At 60.5% G+C, this 16,813-nt stretch carries 14 protein-coding genes; 10 read left to right on the top strand and 4 right to left on the bottom strand.

What is annotated here, in order from left to right:
- Window positions 1–445: 445 nt before the first annotated feature.
- Window positions 446–1,696, top strand: coding sequence for a PP2C family protein-serine/threonine phosphatase (locus ONB52_18195; protein ID MDZ7418064.1), 1,251 nt, complete (start codon window positions 446–448; stop codon window positions 1,694–1,696).
- Window positions 1,697–2,174: 478 nt separating this feature from the next.
- Here the strand turns inward: ONB52_18195 and ONB52_18190 are convergent, their stop codons facing one another.
- Window positions 2,175–2,501: a hypothetical protein gene (locus ONB52_18190; GenBank protein ID MDZ7418063.1), complete on the bottom strand. Its 327-nt coding sequence runs from the start codon at window positions 2,499–2,501 to the stop codon at window positions 2,175–2,177.
- Window positions 2,502–2,922: 421 nt separating this feature from the next.
- The gene (locus ONB52_18185; GenBank protein MDZ7418062.1) at window positions 2,923–4,449 is read right to left on the bottom strand and encodes a DegQ family serine endoprotease; all 1,527 of its coding nucleotides are present in this window, start codon (window positions 4,447–4,449) and stop codon (window positions 2,923–2,925) included.
- A 221-nt stretch (window positions 4,450–4,670) separates the two neighbouring features.
- Here ONB52_18185 and ONB52_18180 point away from each other — a divergent pair, with 221 nt between their 5' ends.
- Complete coding sequence (locus tag ONB52_18180; protein ID MDZ7418061.1) at window positions 4,671–5,636, top strand: DUF1722 domain-containing protein; 966 nt, start codon at window positions 4,671–4,673, stop codon at window positions 5,634–5,636.
- Here ONB52_18180 and ONB52_18175 read toward each other — a convergent pair.
- The gene (locus tag ONB52_18175; protein ID MDZ7418060.1) at window positions 5,623–6,567 is read right to left on the bottom strand and encodes a class I SAM-dependent methyltransferase; all 945 of its coding nucleotides are present in this window, start codon (window positions 6,565–6,567) and stop codon (window positions 5,623–5,625) included. The genes ONB52_18180 and ONB52_18175 overlap by 14 nt on opposite strands.
- Before the next feature lie 328 nt (window positions 6,568–6,895).
- Between ONB52_18175 and ONB52_18170 the strand changes: the two genes are divergently transcribed.
- From ONB52_18170 to ONB52_18145, 6 genes are all read left to right on the top strand, one after another.
- Window positions 6,896–7,888: an aldo/keto reductase gene (locus tag ONB52_18170; protein MDZ7418059.1), complete on the top strand. Its 993-nt coding sequence runs from the start codon at window positions 6,896–6,898 to the stop codon at window positions 7,886–7,888.
- A 337-nt stretch (window positions 7,889–8,225) separates the two neighbouring features.
- Window positions 8,226–9,185 carry a Gfo/Idh/MocA family oxidoreductase gene (locus tag ONB52_18165; GenBank protein ID MDZ7418058.1) on the top strand — a complete coding sequence of 320 codons (960 nt, stop codon included), beginning with the start codon at window positions 8,226–8,228 and terminating at the stop codon, window positions 9,183–9,185.
- 62 nt (window positions 9,186–9,247) lie between these two features.
- Window positions 9,248–10,507 (top strand): DegT/DnrJ/EryC1/StrS family aminotransferase, encoded by a 1,260-nt coding sequence (locus ONB52_18160; GenBank protein MDZ7418057.1) that lies wholly within the window; start codon window positions 9,248–9,250, stop codon window positions 10,505–10,507.
- Window positions 10,508–10,624: 117 nt separating this feature from the next.
- Window positions 10,625–11,602: an N-acetylmuramidase family protein gene (locus ONB52_18155; protein ID MDZ7418056.1), complete on the top strand. Its 978-nt coding sequence runs from the start codon at window positions 10,625–10,627 to the stop codon at window positions 11,600–11,602.
- A gap of 88 nt (window positions 11,603–11,690) precedes the next feature.
- On the top strand, window positions 11,691–11,930 hold the full coding sequence (locus ONB52_18150; protein ID MDZ7418055.1) for a hypothetical protein: 240 nt from the start codon (window positions 11,691–11,693) through the stop codon (window positions 11,928–11,930).
- Entirely contained in the window at window positions 11,923–12,651 is a 729-nt protein-coding gene (locus tag ONB52_18145) for a hypothetical protein (GenBank protein MDZ7418054.1), read from the top strand. Before ONB52_18150 ends, ONB52_18145 begins: the two co-directional genes overlap by 8 nt.
- Window positions 12,652–13,183: 532 nt before the next feature.
- Here ONB52_18145 and ONB52_18140 read toward each other — a convergent pair.
- Window positions 13,184–15,577 carry a M1 family metallopeptidase gene (locus ONB52_18140; GenBank protein ID MDZ7418053.1) on the bottom strand — a complete coding sequence of 798 codons (2,394 nt, stop codon included), beginning with the start codon at window positions 15,575–15,577 and terminating at the stop codon, window positions 13,184–13,186.
- Between the two features lie 302 nt (window positions 15,578–15,879).
- Between ONB52_18140 and ONB52_18135 the strand changes: the two genes are divergently transcribed.
- A complete protein-coding gene (locus tag ONB52_18135; protein ID MDZ7418052.1) occupies window positions 15,880–16,398 on the top strand; it encodes a hypothetical protein in 519 nt (172 codons plus the stop codon).
- Between the two features lie 44 nt (window positions 16,399–16,442).
- Window positions 16,443–16,739, top strand: coding sequence for a DUF971 domain-containing protein (locus tag ONB52_18130; protein ID MDZ7418051.1), 297 nt, complete (start codon window positions 16,443–16,445; stop codon window positions 16,737–16,739).
- The last annotated feature ends 74 nt before the right edge of the window (window positions 16,740–16,813 follow it).

Below are 16,813 nucleotides of genomic sequence, written 5' to 3'. Positions count from 1 at the left end.
AAGAGGCGGGATAAAATAGTGGCTGTCCGAAAACGTTCCCACCCCGGCTGAGCCGGAGTGTCCCAAACAGTCGGAAGCGTGCAAATGCAGCGTATTTGAAGCAACGGCCAAGCCCTTGCTGGAACCGCTGTTGCAAAGTCAGTAACTTCGGACGGACACGAAAAACGGATCATCCGAATTTTGCGTACATTTTGCGACAACAAGATGAAAAGAATCGCAAAATCAGTAACGGCGTTTGCCTTCAATTCAAGAGGAGATCAATGAGGAGGCGCGATACACATGTCACCCCGAGGGGGTTTCATTTAGGCGAACGGCACTTCGCTATAAACATCTCACTCCTATCGGAGTTCATCAGATGCAAAGAACAGTCGGGTGGCCATGTACGCTTGAGTCGGATGATCTGAAAAACTTCGCATTTCATGCCGTTCAACAGACAGGAGCGACTTTGTCCCCCATCCGGCTGGCGCGACCATCCTTGAACAACGCCTTCTCGCAGCGGCCCTGGCGCGAACGCCGGCGCTTTGCCACGGCGGTCTTTTTTCTGTTTTGCGGTGTCGGTGCGCTGAGCGTGCTGGTCAATCACGCCGCGGTGCCCATGCCGGTGTACTTTGTGCTGGCAATGATGCTTGCTTCCGGGCTGTTTGCCGGCAGCTTTGTGCTGTTCTTCGGCCGTCTCTTGCCCATGATCCTGTGCCTGGCGGTATTTTTGACGGCCATGATACTGCTCACGAAATGGGGTTCGCACCTGCAACAACGAGAGCTGCCGCACACGCATGAATTAACGGCCGGCGCAGCAGGCCACCAAACGCAGCCGGCAGCCACAGTGTGGCAAACTTCTCTGCGCCGTGCGCTGGTGCGCGACACCCTGCTGACACTGCTGATGATTGTGTTGAGTTACGTCACTTTCATCGATGCCTTCAATAAAGAATGGGAGAAACGCGCGACGGTGGAGTCGGAATTGCGGGTGGCACGCCGCATCCAGCAGAACTTGCTGCCGCCGCCGGAAAAAATTCTCCCCGGCTGGCGTTTGCACGGCGTGTTGCAACCAGCCGCCACCGTGGCGGGCGACTATTTTGATTATCTGGAATTCGCCGGCGGTGCAAACGCCGCGCTGGTTGCCGATGCCTCCGGCCATGGCGTGGCGGCCGGCCTGCTGATGACCATGCTGAAGGGCCAACTTTTTACCCTGATCACCGAGCCCTATGAGGCCGCGGCACTTTTCAATCGTCTCAACGACAGTGTGCGGCGGCTGGCACCCCGCAACATGTTCGTCACCGCTGTCATGGTGGTGCTGACGCAGGATCACTCCGGCGGCATCGAAGTGGTAACTGCCGGCCATCCCCCGCTGCTGTATCTGGATGCCGCGCGCGGCCGCGTGACCGAGCTGGGCACGCCCGCAGCCGCCCTGGGCTTGCACGCCCGCCTGTCTCCCGCTCCGCAGCGTTTCACGCTCAACCATAATGACCTGGTGTTGCTTTACACCGATGGCGTGGTCGAGCAAATGAACGCCGCCGGCACACAATGGGGGATCGAACGGCTGAAAACCGAATTGCAACAGCATCACCATCTGCCGCTGGCCGAACTGTGCCAGTGCCTGCTGCAGGCGGGTGCGGCTTTTCGCGGCCGGGTTGCGCCCCATGATGACATGACCCTGCTCGCCATCCGGCGCGAGCCCCGTCTGTCCGGAAAAAGCTGAGGAAACACTGACAGCAAGGATTTCGCCACCATCGCCCTCCTCAACCACGAAAGGCGCGGGCTGCCAACCTGCAGGCAGACTGGATGTCTGCACTACGTTTTCATCCCAATGGGTGCCCATACATGCATGGCAAATTGCCCCGGAGTTTTCACAGCAACAAGTGTTGTGAAAAACTCGGCCCCGCCGAGGTTGGAACGTTTTCAGATTCCAACAGATTGTGCCCGTCCCCAAAGAAGTGACTCCCCCGGACACCGGGGATTGGGGAGAGATACGCGTTCGCTTGGGTTTGTCAGCGGAGAGATCGAACGGGAGATGGCAGGAGGGGCATGGGCTGGCCGGCGTGGCAAAAAGCGCCGGACTCGGCAGAACGGGAAACAGCACCCGGGTGGAAAAGCACAACCCCGCCGGCCTGCTGCCGGCGGCATGGCGGCAGTGACGGGCGGGGTTGGGAGGGAAAAACGAATGCGCGTTTCACCACTTACACATACACATCGTACGGAAAATAGCGTCGGTAGATCAGATTCGAAAAAGCAGCGGCCTCGTTGACGTAAGGGTTGATCTGATGCTTGCGGAAATACTGCCGGATCAAGCGATGGGCTTGTGACCATTCCGCCGCGGCATCGAGCTCGTGCAAAAGCTGCTCATAGGCTGCCGTGTCGCCACTGAAGACCTGTCTCACAAAGCGCTGCCGCTGCTGGGGGGTAATCAGTTGTGCCAGGCTCATCTTTGTTCCAGAATGAGATTCATTGAGGCCGGAGGTTCTGATGACAAAATTCTCCGTCTCGGCCATTCTTCGCATCAACACGCGAGACTCCTTTCACGGGAAACAAAAGAAAAGGACGATCATCCCTGGAACAGTTGCGTTGACTACTCCTGCTTGAATAATCAAAAAAACGGTGGTTGGAAAGTGGTCAAAAGATGAGGTGGTCTTGCATCGCGCAGCTTGACACGTTGATCGCTTTCTCCGCCGGGGCTATGCGGCCGGAAGCATGCGGGTGGGGTCTTCCGGCAATCCGGGTAAGTGCAACAAGGGCGAAGACGGTTGGGTCGATTTGGGGGTGCGTGCCAAACCTCTTCATCATCATAACTCCCACGATTCCTTCCCGGACACTCCCGGGCACGCGTCGGGCAGGAGCTCCCCGCCGCATAAACTGCCTGACCCGCACATCCGGCCGGGTCAGGCAATATCCAATCATCACCAAACACACTGCAACAGGCAGGGGGAATCACAATTCAAACGCCAAAAACTGGGTACCGGCATCGCGCGCGATTTGCAGAAGCACGGTGTCGCCTTTTTTCGCATCGCGCAACACCTCCTGAAATTCCGTCACACTCTGCACGATGCGGCGGTTGACCTTGAGAATGAGGTCACCCTCCCGCAGGCCGGCACGATAGGCGGAGCTGGCAGGGTTGATTTCCGTGACCACCACGCCGCGACGGCGGTTGTCCAGATTGTAGCGTTCGGCGAGGCGGCTGTTGAGTGTTTCAACGGTGAAGCCCAGCCATTCTTCCTGTAAGCGCCGGTTGCCACGCTGTCCCAAATTGGCGGGTTGCTCGCCCAAAGTCACGCTGATCTCCCGCATGCGGTTGTCCCGCAAAACACTGAGCGTCACCTGCGTGCCCGGCGCCAGGGCCGCGATATCGGCGCTCAGTTGGCTGCTGTCCTTCACCTTGCGGCCGTTCAAGGCGAGGATGACGTCTTCCGGCCGCAAGCCCGCGCGTTCGGCCGGGCTGCCTTCCACCACTTCGCTGACAATCACCCCCTCTGGCTTGTCCAAATTCAGGCCTTTGGCGAGTGCTTCATCCACGCTCTGGATGCTGACGCCCAGCCAGCCGCGAATCACCTTGCCGTGCCGGATCAGCGATTCCATCACGCTGCGCGCCATGTTGATGGGCACCGCGAAACCAATCCCTTGAAAGCCCCCGCTGCGCGAGGCGATGGCGGTGTTGATGCCCACCAGCTCGCCGTCGAGGTTGATCAGGGCACCACCGGAATTGCCCGGATTGATCGCTGCGTCGGTTTGAATGAAATCCTCATATTGCGCCAGGCCGACGTTGGAGCGGCCCTTGGCGCTCACGATGCCCTGCGTGACCGTGCTGGCGAGATTGGCGCTCAGCGGGCTGCCGATCGCCAGCACCCATTCGCCGACACGCAACTTCTCGCTGTCACCCAGACGAATCGCCGGCAAATTACGGGCAGTCACACGCAGCACGGCGATGTCCGTCTTGGGATCCGCGCCGATCACTGTCGCCGGCAGCGTGCGGCCGTCAATGGTGCGGATGTTGATGCTGTCGGCCTCGGCAATGACATGATTGTTGGTCAGGATGTAGCCGTCCGGACTCACAATCACGCCCGAGCCCAGACCCTGCTGGCGAAACTGCTGCTCCGGTGCATTGCGCTCCTGACGCCGGCCGCCAAAGGGCGAGTCTTCCCCGAAGAAATCGCCAAAGGGATCAAAAAAGAAGGGCATCGCAAACGGGCTCCGCCCGCGCAGGCGGTACACTTTCTCGGTAAACACCGTGACCACGGTGGGATTCACGGTGGCGGCGATGTCGACGAACGCATTGTTCAAATCCCGCAGGGTGGTGATGGCCTTGTCGCGCGCCGGCGGCACGGTTGCCAGCCCGGCAGGCTCTTCCTTGCCGAAGGCTCTGGCCTGCGGTCCGGCATGGAAGTTGGAAAAAACCAGGCCTCCCATCACCATGCCGATCAGGACAAAAATCAGACTCGGGTACTTTCGCGCCTTGCTCATGAGAGCGCTCCTTGGAATTTTTTAAAGGTCAAAACGGAATTATCGCCGTGCAATACCCGGCGGTGGCCTGCTCGTGGCAGAAGCAAAGGATTAGACTGCGACACCTGGCAAAATGCCTTGGCCCGCTGCCGGATTTTGCGGCCGCACGACTTGCGCGGCTGACAATTTTTTGCTTACTTCCAGGCAGCGCATCCTGCAGCCACCCTTGCCGGAGGCCGATTATGAACACCGCAACCACTACCGAAAAAATTCGCCTGGGGATCAGCTCCTGCCTGCTGGGACAGAATGTGCGCTTCGACGGCGGCCACAAAAAGGATCATTACATCACCACCACCCTGGCGCAATTCTTCGAATGGGTTCCGGTGTGCCCGGAAATGGAAATCGGGCTGGGCGCGCCGCGGGAATCGCTGCACCTGATCGGCAAGCCCGAGGCGCCCCGCCTGGTCACCACCAAAACCGGCCGCGATTACACCGAGACCATGCTGGCGTATGCCCGTGCCAAAGTCGCGCAATTGGAAAAACTCGAACTGCACGGCTATCTGCTCAAGAAGGATTCGCCCACCTGCGGCATGGAACGGGTGAAGGTTTATGACGACAATCATGTGCCCACCAAAACCGGCACGGGGCTGTTCGCACGGGTGTTGCTGGAAAAGATGACCCTGCTGCCCGTGGAGGAGGAGGGCCGGTTGAACGATCCCCGCCTGCGCGAAAACTTCATCGTGCGCGTGTTTTGCCATTACCGCTGGCGGCAATTGCAGCAGCGGCCCCTGCGCCGTCATGCGCTGGTGCGCTTTCATGCGCAACACAAGTATTTGATCATGGCCCACAGCCCAAAACACCTGGTGGAGCTGGGCCGGCTGGTGGCCGGCGCCAAGAGCCTGCCGCCGGGGGAATTGTCGGCGCGCTACGCCGAACTCTTCTTCGCCGCGTTGCGGCGGCCGGCCTCATCGAAAAAACACGCCAACGTGCTGTATCACCTCTCCGGCTATCTCAAAAAACTGCTCGACGAACGTGACAAACAGGAACTGCAGGCCGCGATTGCAGATTATCAAGCCGGGCTGCTGCCGCTCATCGTGCCCATCACCCTGCTGCGGCATTATGTGCGCAAATTCACCCTCGAATATCTGCAGGAGCAAATCTATCTCAATCCGCATCCCAAGGAACTGATGCTGCTCAACCACGTTTAGCCTGAAACCAGCCGACCTTGAGATAGTCATCCCCGGCGAAATCCGCGCTGCTGGAGATTTGCCGCCGCAAAGTGAAGACCTCCCCAAACAGACGGAAGAACTTCGCGGGAGAAAGCCCGTGATAGTTCGTGCACGCCAGCAAATGGCCGCCGGCACGCAGCACGCGGAAGAACTCCGGGATCATGCTGGCATAGCCCTTCTCCAGTGTGAAACGGCTGCCGGACTTTTGTGTGGCATAGGTGGGCGGATCGCAAATGATCACGTCGAAGGAGCCCTCCTTCTGTTTGTGCAGAAAACGGATGGCCTCCTCGCGGCGCTGGCGCACCACGCTGACTTGATTGAGCACCTGATTCTCGCGCGCCCACTGCAGCCACTTGGCACTGGTGTCGACTTCAATGACGCGGCCGGCACCGGCACGTGCGGCGGCAATCGAAAAGCCGCCGGTGTAGGAAAACAAATTCAGCACCTGCGCGCCGCGCGCGAGAAGCTGCTTCAGCTCCTGCCGTGCCTGCTTCATATCGAGAAACAGGCCCGTGCTGTGGCCTTGCTCGAATGACACGACGAATTGCAGATCATATTCGCGAATCGTGAAGCGCGGCGGCGGCGCATTCCCGAACAACAAGGTGGCACGAGGGTGGGCGGGGTCCGGCTCGGCAGTGGCGTGGGAAAGATTGTCGGGCCGGAAACGGGCCAGCGCGCCCTGCACCGGCAGGGCGGCCGCCACCAGACCTTCAGCCACGGCGTGCGCCAGGCCGGCGAGTTTTTGTTCGGGGAAATTGGCGTAATAAATCAACAACAGATAGCCGTCATAATAGTCGATGGTCAGGCCCCGGCCCAGCTCATGATGGCAAAGACGAAAGGCCGTGCATGTCTCGAAAAACGGTCGGCGATGCGCAAGCATGGCCGCGATCGCCGAGGCCAGTGGAGTCATGGTCAGGTCAAATGCTGTTTCGAATCAAACCCGCGGTCACAAAATCTCAGCGCAGCCAAGATTGGAATGGATTCTCCTTCAAATGGCAATGCCATTGCGCCATCAGCCTCCCGGCGCTCGTTGCGTGTTGTGCAATAGTGCGGGTTGTGGCGCACAAAATCAAGCAGGAACTCGAAAGCACGCCGGCGCCCGTGCTTCGGCGAAATGGCGCTTGCTATTCTCGCCCGCCGTTTTTATCATTTCAGCCAGATCCAACGCGGGCATGACGCCCCAGCCACAGCCACACGCTGGGGCATTCTCGTTTTGGGAGCTGACCGCAGGAGCCCTGATGAAACAAGTCGTCTTCGGCAAAACCGACCTGCTGGTCTCGGAGATGTGTCTCGGCACGATGATGTTCGGCGATCGTTGCAGCGAGACGGAAGCCGATCGCATCCTCAGCCACGGCCTCGAGCAAGGCATTAATTTTCTCGACACCGCGGCGATGTATTGCGACGGCCGCACCGAAGAAATGCTCGGCCGGTTGTTGCAGGGCCGGCGTCACCGCTTTGTGCTGGCCTCCAAAGTGCACAAGGGGCTCGAGGCGGAGGCAATCATTTCCAGCCTGGAGGAGAGCCTGCGCCGCCTGCAAACCGACTATCTCGATTTGTATCTCATTCACTGGCCCAAGCCCGGCATGCGTTTGGAGGAAGTGATGCGCGCGCTGGATCATGTGGGCCGGCAGGGCAAGGCGCGCTGGGTGGGATGTTGCAACTACCCAGCCTATTTGTTCGTGCTGTCGAATGCCGTGGCAGCACAGGCCAATCTGCGGCCATTCGACTGTCTGCAAATTCCCTACAACCTGATCGAACGCGGCGCCGAGGTGGAAGTGCTGCCCATGGCACACGCGCTGGGCGTGGCGGTCATGGCTTATCGTCCGCTCGCCATGGGCTTGCTGACCGGCCGCTATGCCGGCACCGAGGAGCTGCCGGCAGATTCGCGTGCGGTCAACGATGAGCGCATCGGCCGTTGGCTGGCGGCATACAGCGAAGACCTGGCCCGTCTCGCCGAGTATGCCAGGCAGAACAATTTGAGCCTGAGTGATGTGGCGCTGGCCTGGTTGCGCGCCTCGCCGGCCGTCACCTGCCCGGTGGTTGGCGTCAGCTCTCTGGCGCAATTGCAGGCGTGCCTGTCGGGATTTGCCCTGGAATTGGAGCCGCAGGAGCGCGAACTGATCGGCAATCTGCTCCGGACGGAGGTGCGGGAGGAGGCCGGTGGAGCGTACAAAGCGCTGCGGCGCAATCTCACGCTCGTGTCGCTGGGCGGGCGCGCAGCCGCGCAATGATGCGCTTCTGCCCGACGATCTTTCGAGCAATTCGTTCCCGCAACGGCGGAACAGTTGCAACCAATCCCGCGGCATTGGCACGTCATGCGGCATGCCTGCCGCGCGGTTCAATCAGGGTGCAACATTGGCCAGATAAACCCGAGGGTATGGGCGGGGTGATGCCTGCGTTACGCATGGGGACGTAGCGTAAAAATCTGGTCAGCAGCAGCATCTTGTCTGCGGGCAGGAATGCCTGCGCGACAGCACACGCTCACGTGACTGAGGGATTACCGAGCCGGCAATATTTTGCTTTGGTCTTTGGGGTGGTTGTGAACCTGTTTTTTTGACAGCAGCAACAATGCCAGACACGAAACCTCTCCGCTTCGGCTTTGTCGGAGCGGGGCGCATGGCGCGCGTGCATGCCCAGGTTTTGCGCGAACTGGGCGGCACCGAGATGGTGGCGTGGTCGGCGGGTCACTGGCACAACGCTGTCAGGGCCGCGGCGGAATTTGGCGGGGAGGCCATGATGACGCAGGACCTGCTCAAACACCCCGGCCTTGATGTCATCCTGGTCAGCAGCCCGACGGCCCTGCATCACGAGCATGTCATCGCCGCGCTCGCCGCCGGCAGGCATGTCTTCTGTGAAAAACCCATGGCACGCACCGAAAGGCAGGCGGAGGCCATGCTCAACGCCGCGCGCCAGTCCAGCGGCTGCCTTTATGTGGGGCACACGCTGCGCTTCTTTCCACACTACGCCAAGGCGCGCGAGCTGCTGCGTGCCGGCGTCATCGGCACACTGCACAAAGTCACCTGCCGCCGCTTGAACGCGATGACCGCCGAAGACCGCAGCTCCTGGTTTTTCGATTTCAGCCAGAGCGGCGGCTGCGTGCTCGACCTGATGATTCATGATTTCGACTTCCTGCAGTGGTGCCTGGGCCGGGCCACCCGCGTGGAGGCGGAAACCGTGCCCAGCAAGGATCCCGCGGGCTGGCAGCATGCGATCGTCCATTTGTATTTCAAAGGCGGGGCGCGGGCGGAAGTCGAGGGCAGTTGGCTGCACCATCGCCATGAACGCGCGCTGCTCTTCTCGGGCGAGCTGGGCCGCATCACCATCGATGCGGAGGACGGCCTGCTGCATGTGGAAAACAACCGCGGCCGCGAGCTGGTGCCGGTGCCGACGGGCGACGGCTACCGCGCGCAAATGAGGCAGTTTCTCGATCATGTGCGCCACGGCACGCCCTTGCTGGTGACCCCGGAAGACAGCTACCACGCGCTGACGATCGCGCTCACCGCCCTGCGCAAACTCGGCAAGCAATGACAACCGTGCCACGGCGGCTCATTGCTGAATCATCCTCACATTCTTTCTTTTTAATTCTCGCCATGCCTCATCTTGCCCTGCTCGGCGGCACGCCGACGCGCACCAGACCCTTTCCGAAATGGCCGACCCTGCGTCCCGAACATGCCGCCGCACTGCAGCAGGCTTGGGAAAGCGGCGTGTGGGGCATTCGCAGCCCGCATATCGCGGAGTTTGAAAAACGCTTTGCGGAATTCCAGCACGCCAAATATGCGCTGGCCCTGTGCAATGGCACCGCCAGCCTGTGGGTCGCGCTCAAAGCCTGCGGTGTCAAGGCCGGCGATGAAGTCATCCTTCCACCCTACACGTTCATTGCCACGGCCTCCGCCGTGTTGATGGCCAACGCCATCCCGGTTTTCGTCGATATCGATCCCGACACTTACAATCTCGATTCCCGGCTCATCGAGGCCGCGATCACCCCGCGCACGCGCGCCCTCATGCCGGTGCATCTTGCCGGCCAGCCCGCCGATCTCGACAGCATCCTTGCAATTGCCGCCCGCCACGGCCTGAAAGTGATCGAGGATGCCGCGCAGGCGCATGGCGCGGAGTGGAAAGGCCGGCGCGTGGGTGCACTGGGCGACCTCGGCTCATTCTCCTTTCAATCCTCCAAAAACATGACCGCCGGTGAGGGTGGCGCACTGGTGTCGGATTCCAAAGAGTTGATGGATCTGTGCTTCTCCTACTACAACTGCGGCCGCGTGCGCGAGGGTGCCTGGTACGAGCACCGCGTGCTCGGCTCCAACATGCGCATGACCGCCTGGTCGGCCGCCGTGCTGCTGGCGCAATTTGCCACCATCGAGCAGGACATGCAGGTGCGCGACCGCAATGCGCACCATCTCGATCAGCGGCTGTGTGAAATTCCCGGCATCCGGCCGCTGCTGGTGCACCCTCATGTCACGCGCCACGCCCGCCACCTCTACATCTTTCGCTATGACGCCGAAGCTTTCGGCAATCTGCCACGCGAAAAATTTCTCCAGGCGCTGCAGGCCGAGGGCATTCCCGCCTACAAGGGCTATTCCCCGCTGTACCGTGAGCCGCTCTTCGCCCTGGATCCGCGCGAGTATCCCTGGATTGCCGAGCGCGATTACGCCAGCCTGCATTTGCCGGTGTGCGAGCATGCCTGCAATGAAGAGGCGGTGTGGCTGGCGCAAAATGTCCTGCTGGGCACCGAGGCGGACATGGAAGACATCGTGCGCGCCGTCGCCAAGATTCATCAAAATGCCGCCGAGCTGCACCCGCCACAGTTTGCGCTCGAAACCGAAGTCACACCGGAGGCGGCTGCCTGAGGCGGGGCTTCCCGACATCAGGCCCAGCGCCGCCCATTCCGTTCATCCGGCCGGCCCGGCGCACGGCGCCACCCTGCTGCCACGGCGGAATTCACTCTCAACCCGGAGAAAATAATCATGAGCATTATCGATGATCCGCGTATCGCGCGCATTCTCACCCTGCCAGAAGGCAGCCCGGCGGAGTGGAGAAACGATCTGCGCCGGCTGGAATCCGCTGACACGGCCCTGAGCCGGGAATCCGCAGGCGAAGCCTCGATCAAGGCGGTGCAGCGCCTGCTGATCTTTCTGGGCTATTCCACCAGCACCGCCGGCGCTTTTGTGATTGACGGCGATTTCGGCCGCGGCACCAATCGCGCCGTGGCACAATTCCAATTCGAGCAGGGTTTGAATCCCAACCTGCAGCGCAGCATGCTGTGCTATGACTGCACCTGGCAGACGGCAAGCAAAAACATCGTGGCGATTCCCGACACGCGCCTGACCTTTGCCACGCTGGAGAAGATGCTGCAAACCGCACTGCACATGATCGCAACCGGAACTGTCATGTGCGGCGATTTCGAAGAGGCGCTGTTTCATCTCAATGGCCTGCATCGCGGGCAGTTTCTCACCTGCCAGGAAATTCTCGAGCGCTACGGCACGCTGGTCAATGCCGCGATTCAACGGGTGCGCAGTGAGCAGGGCTTCGACCTCGTGCCGGAGTGGATTCTGGCCATCATCAAGCAGGAAACCAGCGGCGTGGTGCGGCCGCGCTTCGAGCAGCATTATCTCTCCCGCTTCAACCAGCAGGAGCCGCAAACCGCTTTCCGCGAGCTGCGCCACCGCGCGATGAGTTTTGGTCTGGGCCAGATCATGGGAGAGAATTATTGGCGCGTGGGCGCGCCCTCGGCCGCCGCCATGTTCATCAGCCCGCTGGCGGAACAGGTTCTGTTTGTCGCACGTTTTCTGGCACAGCGCCGCGAGGTCGTGGCCAAAAGACATCCCGGCGAGGCTGATTTTCACATCCTGTCGCGCTTCTACAACGGTCCCGGCTATGCCTCGCATTTCTATCACGAAAGTCTGGCGACCTGGTTCAAGGAGTTTCGCCTGCTGCTGGGTTGAGTGAACCGGCCGGCGGGGGCGCGGCAACCGAAATGGTGCAGCGGCCATCGGCACCCACCCATCTTCCACCCCAGTGAACGGAGGCAATATGACTGAACACAACCGTGAGGAAACTGCCAAGCTGGCGCGTGGCGCCAAATGGGTGATCCGCCAGCTCATCCTCGAAGTCGAAAGCCGGCAGACGGAGATCGAATTGTTCGATGCGGAGGCGCAGGGCTTCGCCGTGTCCTACCGCCTGCTGGCCGGGGAGGATTCCGTGGTGGAGGAATTTGCCCAAAAATTGGGCATTCAAAAACACGGCAACCGCCTGGAGGTGAAGCATGGCTGAGCGCAAAGGCGTGCTGGCCTGGCTCATCACCGTCGCAGTGGTGCTGGTGGGACTGGCGGTCGTGTGGAGCATTTGGAATTCGCTGCGGGATACACGGGCCAAACTGCAGGCGCAAACTCGAAAGCTCGAAGAGCTGCAGCGCAAGGATGCAGCGTTGCAACGCTATGCCGACAGCCTGGACGCGGTCATTGCCGATTCCCGCCGGCGCGAAGCCGAGCTGGCAGCCGCGCGCGAAGAATTGGCGCGGCAACTGGCAAATTTGGAAAAAGAATATCGCCGCGCCCTGGCCCGCCTGGACAAATTGTGGACGGCAACCGAGGTCAATCATGAACTCGATCGGGCTTTTCCGCATTGGGCCGGCCAGTTTTGGGAAGCCACCCGGCCGGACGGCGTGCACGCACTGCTCGCCCCGCGTTTCTTCGGCGCCGAAGTGGCCGAAATCAAAACCGAGTTGGACAAGCGCCAGCGCGAAGTCGCCCTGAAAGACAGCACGATCACCAACTGGCAGCAAACAGCCGCGGAGAAGGATGTTCAAATTCAAGCACTCACTTTGAAGGCCGACAGTCTGCGCAGCACCTACGACAACCTCATGGCGGAATATCTGGAGCTGGACAAAAAATACCGCAAGGAAGTCGTCAGTCACTGGTTCAAATTCACACCCGGCAACGCTCTGAGCGCGGCCGTGGGGTTTGGCGCCGGCTATCTGGTTGGCAGGAAATAGCAGGCCGCCTCATCACTGGAATTGCAGGGGACAGCCTGCGGCAACACCACAACAAATTGCCGGCGGGCGGCAGGCTGCGGGCAGCCATCATCCCAACTCGAGGTCTTGCAGGCAAGACTTTTTTAAAATGCGGCCAGTGCTCAGTTGTCGGCAAAATCCACTGCCGTCTCCCCGGAGGGACCTTTGGTGAGCACAGGGCGCAACTGCGGTCCTGAAACCGGAGGCTTCCGCCATGACAGGTTGGAAAAGCAGCGACATTGTTCCCCTGGAGGAGTGCCAGCCGCGGCACAGCAAAGCCTTCTGAATTGACAACCGGGAATCACCCCAATCAGCCCATCCTTCCAGCCCTCGAAAGAAGGCGTGCCGCCCGACGGAACAGCCACGACCTTTCATCCAAACGAAGAGGCGGTACAAAATCCCTCTCCCTGCGATCATGGCGAAAAAGAAATCCCGCCACCGCGCGTGACATGGCAGTGACGGGATGCTCGTACTCCCAGACTGAAAAGCGCTTCGCCGGGCCCCTCGCCCGTGTTCACTCGCCGCCCGGCGGCCGCCCCCCACTTTTGCCTTCCAGTGATCGCGTCGTCTCCCCCTGGCTCATCGCCTCGATGCGCCTCTGGCGCTGCATGGGATTCTCCGGCTCGCCCTCGCGCTGCTTGAACAATTGAAACCGCGTCGGCGTTGGCCGCGGCGGCCAGTAGTTGTTGCTCATGTCGGTGTCGGCAGTCTCCAGAAACGGATCGAGCGTGATGCTGCGGATTTCATGCCGGGTGGCGAACACCTTGCTGATCTGCTTGTCGTTGTAACGCCAGATCTCCGCCGGCAGGCGCTGCACTTCCCTGGTGCCATCGTCATACTCGAATTCCAGAATCAGGGGCGTCACCAGGCCGCCGAGATTTTGAAAGTGCAGCTCATAATAATTGTAGCCGGCGCGCAGCAATTGCTTCTCCGCTTCATCCAGGGTGCTGAGATAACGCTCGTATTCCCTGCGGTCGAGAATCGACACGGCAAAGGGATCATACTTGTTGTAGAAGTCCTGCAGGCTGGGATCGCGCTCGACCATGGCCGGCCTGCCCGCCTGCTGGTCGCGCAGCTCACCGAGAAATTGCGGCTGCTGCTGCCGGGTGGATTTGGCCAGCGGTTTCTCGAGGTCCGGATCCTGCGTGTCGATTCTGTACCATTTCACCGCGGCCAGCGCCACGTCGACGTGGTCGGTGGAATAAAACCAGCCGCGCCAGAACCAGTCGAGATCGATCCCGGAGGCGTCCTCCAGCGTGCGGAACAAATCCTCCGGCGTCGGCTGCTTGAACCTCCAGCGCTGCGCATAGGTTTTGAAGGCGAAGTCGAACAGCTCGCGCCCCATCACGGTTTCGCGCAGGATGGTGAGCGCAGTGGCGGGTTTGGCGTAGGCATTCTCCCCGAACTGCAGCAGCGATTCGGAATTGGCCATCACCGGCGTCTGCTGGTTGCGGTCACCCTTCATGTAATCGACAATCTTGGCCGGCGGACCGCGCCGCGAGGGATAATCGTGCTCCCATTCCTGTTCCGCCAGATATTGCAGAAACGTGTTGAGTCCTTCATCCATCCAGGTCCACTGCCGCTCATCGGAGTTCACGATCATCGGGAAGAAGTTGTGCCCGACTTCGTGAATAATGACGCTGATCATGCCGTACTTGGTGCGCTCGCTGTAGGTGCCATCCGGTTCCGGCCGGCCGCCATTGAAACAAATCATGGGATATTCCATGCCGATGCGGTTGGTGTGCACCGAAATCGCCACCGGATAGGGATAGTCAAAGGTGCGGGCGGAATAGGAACGCAGGGTGTGCGCCACCACTTTGGTGGAATACTGCTGCCACAGCGGGTTGCCTTCCTTGGGATAAAACGACATGGCCATCACGGTGCGCTGGCCGAATTTGACCGGCATGGCATCCCAGAGGAATTTGCGCGAGCTGGCAAAGGCGAAATCGCGCACCTGCCGGGCGTGGAAGCGCCAGGTCTTTTGGTGCGGGCTGCGGGATTTTTCCGCCGCGCGGGCCTCGTCTTCCGTGACAATCATCACCGGCGCCGTTGCGTTTTGTGCCTGTTGCCAGCGGCTGCGCTGCACCGGCGTCAGGACGGCGGCGGCGTTTTGCAGCTCACCGGTGGCGGCCACCAGGTGATCGGCCGGCACGGTGAGGCTGACGGTGTAATCGCCGAAGCACAGGGTGAATTCGCCGGCACCGAGAAATTGCTTGTGCTGCCAGCCCTGCGCGTCGTTGTAGACCGCCATGCGCGGATAGAACTGGGCGATGGCATAGAGATAGTTTCCGTCCGCAGGAAAATACTCATAGCCGGAGCGGCCGCCCAGCTTCATGCGGTCGTTGATGTTGTACCACCATTTGAGTTTGAGCACCGCACGGCCTTGGGGCAGCAGCGGCTGGGGCAGATCGACCCGCATCATGGTTTTGTTGATGACAAAAGGCAGATCACGGCCGGCCGCGTCGCGCACGTAGTCGATTTTGAAACCGCCGTCAAAATCGAGATGGAGGCGCTGCAGCTCGCGGAAGCTCATGTTTTCGGAAAGGCTGCCGGTGCGGGTCTTGTCGGTGTCGGAATCGCGTGCCCACAGGTTTTGATCAAGCTGCAGCCAGAGATAGGTCAGGGCATCGGGGGATTGGTTGTGGTAAATGATCGTGCCGGTGCCGAACAGGCGCTGGTGCTCGTCGTCCAGTTCGATCTGCAGATCATAGTCGGCGCGCTGCTGCCAGTAGAGATGGCCGGGCGCGCCGGAGGCCGTGCGGTAGACATTCGGGCTGCGGAATTCTTCGTACAACTGCCGGAATTTTTTCTCGGCCTCGTTGGGGAGGTTTTGGTTTTGCGCCCGGCCGGCAGCCGGATGGCCCGCCACCAGCCATGCACACGCCAGCAGCAACAGGCTGTGCTTCATGTTCAGCTCCCTTGCGTCTGGTTTGAACGTGAGCAGGCGGCTGCGCTTGCCATCACGCATACAGTCACATGCCAGAAAAATTCGCCTCGTGCCGCGATCTCCGGCGGCAGCTCTGCCTGCTCACTTTGAAAAAAAATCACTTGACAGTTTGTCGCTTGCGGATAGATTGGAACCGATGACTGATCGCTGCCTGCCGCCAGTCCAATGAACGCGCACACACGGCGCAGCATCCCCACAGAAAGTCAACTCTTGACATGGTAGCCACTAAAGCTAAACGAAATTTCTCACCATGCAAGCCGGAAATGCCGGGGCGGCGGTGGTGCGCGCGCCTGGCCGGCATTCAGCTTGGCCTGCTGTCCGGCGTTCTCCTGCTGGGCGTTCGCCATCCTTTTCATGTCAGCGTCTGCCAGGTGGATCACAATCCCCAAACCCAGGCACTGGAAATCACCTTCCGCCTCTTCACCGATGATCTCGAAGAGGCGCTGCTGGCACAGGGCACGGGCCGGCTGATGCTGGGCGACTCACGCGAAGCGCCGGCAGTGGATCGTTACCTCTTCAATTATCTCAAACACGCCGTGGTGTTCGTGGTCAACGGCGACACCGCCCGTTTTCAATATGTCGGCCGGGAAACGGAAACCGATGTCACCTGGTGCTATGTCGAGATTCTCAAAATCGCACAGGTGAAAAAAATTGCCATCACCAACCGGCTGCTGCATGAGCTTTTCGAAGATCAAATCAATCTGGTGCACGTCAAGGCGGGCGGCAAACTCAAGAGCCTGCAACTGCGGCGTGGCCATGCCACCGACACGCTGGAATTCTGACGGCTGCGCCTCCTTCGCGTCCGGCGAACCACAGGAAATCAAACATGCCCACTCCCCTCAACATCTTTCCAGTTGATGCCCGGACACTCGGGATCGACTGGGATGACGGCCGCCGCACGACTTACAGCTTGCGGTTCCTGCGCGGCCGTTGTTGTTGCGCCGCCTGCGTCGATGAAGTCACCGGCCGGCGCCGGGTTTTTCCCGAAGACATTCCCGAGGACATCCGTGCCCTGGAGGCCAGACCAGTGGGCCGCTATGCCGTTCAATTCCTCTGGTCCGACGGGCATGACAGCGGCATCTATACTTTCGACTACTTGCGAGGTCTTGAGCAAAAAAGTTGAAACTTGTCACGGAATGTGCTATCTTGGCGGGCCGATTGCCAGCCGCCTGGCGCACCGGTGACCATCCGGTGGCA

Source organism: candidate division KSB1 bacterium (assembly GCA_034506255.1).
Lineage (GTDB): Bacteria > Zhuqueibacterota > Zhuqueibacteria > Zhuqueibacterales > Zhuqueibacteraceae > Coneutiohabitans > Coneutiohabitans thermophilus.
This window is presented reverse-complemented; position numbering and strand designations above follow the sequence as displayed.